We start from the raw sequence: 2078 nt of genomic DNA, 5'->3' as shown, positions 1-2078 counted from the left end.
GCAGCGGGCCGCCGGCCCGGTCGCACCGGGCCAGCACCACGTCCGGCGCGCCCTTGACCAGCTCGATGATCTGCTCCCCGCCGTCCGCCGGGTAGCGGTGGAAGGTCGCCATGAACTTGTAGTCGGAGTCGAACGGCACCTCGGCCAGGCGCGGGTACGCCCGCCTCGTCTCCGCGGCGTCGATGCCCAGCTTGGCGGCCAGCACGACCAGCGCCGCCTCGGTGGGGTCACCGACCACCACCCCGTCGTCGGTGACCGTGGCGTCGCTGTCGAGCGCCAGCCCCAGGCCCAGCCGGGTGAAGTCGGGCACGGGCGTGCCGGCCGCCGACGTGATCGCGCCGGACTTGCGATAGCCCTCGCCCGCCACGGAGAACCAGGCGCCCCCGGTGTAAAGCGTCGAGACCATCATCTCGTTCATGGTCAGCGTGCCGGTCTTGTCGGTGTTGATGGCGCTCGTGGCGCCGAGCGTCTCCACATCGGTGAGGTTCTTGACGATGGCCCGGGCCGCGGCGAGGTTCTTCGCACCGTAGGAGAGCAGTCCCGCGACGAAGGCCGGCAGACCGGTCGGGATGGCGGAGATCGCCATCGCGGTGCCGAGCAGCAGCAACTGATCGAGGGCCAGGCCGCGCAGCCACCCCACCACGACGATGAACGCGACCGCGGTCCAGGCGACGATCCCGAGCACCTTGGTGAGCGAGTCGAGCTCCCGCTGCAGCGGCGACCGGGTCCGCCGGACCTCGGTGAGCATGCCGGCGATCCGGCCCATCTCGGTCTGCATGCCGGTCGCCGTGACCACCATCGACGCCGTACCGCGGGTCACCGACGTGTTCTGGAACAGCATGTTGGACCGGTCGCCCAGCGCCACCTCGCCCGGCGGCAGCACCTGCGCGTCCTTGGCGACCGGCGCGCTCTCCCCGGTCAGCGCCGCCTCCTGGGCCTCCAAGGTCGCCGAGCGCAGGACCCGCCCGTCGGCCGGGACGAGGTCACCGGCCTCCAGCCGCACGATGTCGCCGGGCACCAGCTCCACGGCCGGCACCTCCACCACCTCACCGTCGCGTACCGTCCGGGCCGCGGGCACCTGCATCTTGGCCAGCGCGTCCACGCTGGCCCGGGCGGCGAGCTCCTGGCGGGCGCCGAGCACCACGTTGAGCAGCACGAGCAGCGCGACGATGAGCGCCGTCGAGAACTCGCCGATGACGATCCCGGCGGCCACCACGATCACCAGCATGATGTTCATCGGATCGCGCAGCTGCTGCAGCGCCACCGCCCAGGTGGACGGCGGCTTCTCCTCGGCGATGCGGTTGGGGCCGAGCCGGTGCAGCCGGTCGGCCGCCGCCGCGCCGTCCAGCCCGCGCTCGGCATCCGTGCCGAGGACCGTGACCGCCTCAGCCTGTGTGCGGGCGTACCAGGGAGGTGGGTCGGCGGTACCGGACCGGTGCTCGTCGATCGTGCTGGTCACTTCGGTCATCGTGCGCCCCCTGGGTGCGTGCGGGCCGGTCCCGCCCGGCGTACCGGTCAACGGTCACGTCCGGGGGCCGGCGACCCCTCACCCCGGGTGGATGGTTTCGGTCCGCGGTGAGCACGCCGGCTGCTGTTCACCCGTGGCAGATGACGTGGCGTGTAATGCCACCCGGCATCCTCACGGGGCGAGGAGGAAGACATGCGGCAGGCCACGATCTCCCGGACCGTCCTCGTCGTCCTGGCCGCTGTGCTGTTCGTGTCGGCGAGCGTGTTCCAGCTGTACCGCTTGGAGAAGCAGGCCGCAGCCCGCGAGCAGCACCGGCCGTTGTCGGTGGTGATGCATCCCGTCGACGATCCGCCCCGGCAGCATGTCGCTCCCGGCTGCGCAACACCACAGCCGGGAGCGCCGGTCGGCAACCCGGGCCCTGAGCGGACCGCGGCGCCACGCATCGGACCTTCAGTGGTCACAGCCGGGCGCCGGTCCGGCAGCTGTGTCGTGATCTGGTTGCCTTAGCCCGGACCGGATTCTCCGAGACGCCGGTTCTCAGCGACGCCGGTTCTCAGACACGCGAGGTCTCCCGGGCGACCGGCGTGCCGCGCCAGGCGCCGGCGCCGGC

The 2078-nt window shown here is 72.2% G+C and carries 2 protein-coding genes; one reads left to right on the top strand and one right to left on the bottom strand.

The genetic code is table 11. The annotated features are described in order from the left end of the window. Nucleotides 1-1468, bottom strand: a 1468-nt coding sequence (locus AB0C29_RS45420; protein ID WP_360834163.1) for an HAD-IC family P-type ATPase, incomplete at its 3' end; no start/stop codon positions are given. A gap of 192 nt (nucleotides 1469-1660) precedes the next feature. Here AB0C29_RS45420 and AB0C29_RS45415 point away from each other — a divergent pair. Then, a complete protein-coding gene (locus tag AB0C29_RS45415) occupies nucleotides 1661-1975 on the top strand; it encodes a hypothetical protein (RefSeq protein WP_360834161.1) in 315 nt (104 codons plus the stop codon). The last annotated feature ends 103 nt before the right edge of the window (nucleotides 1976-2078 follow it).

Origin of the sequence: Actinoplanes sp. NPDC048791 (assembly GCF_040650095.1) — a bacterium.
GTDB lineage: Bacteria > Actinomycetota > Actinomycetes > Mycobacteriales > Micromonosporaceae > Actinoplanes.
The sequence above is the reverse complement of the archived record's forward strand: the minus strand, read 5'-3'. Positions and strand labels throughout refer to the sequence as shown.

Excerpts from the sequence above, each read along its gene's own strand:
- AB0C29_RS45415 (WP_360834161.1), top strand. The coding sequence starts at position 1,661 with ATGCGGCAGGCCACGATCTCCCGGACCGTCCTCGTCGTCCTGGCCGCT.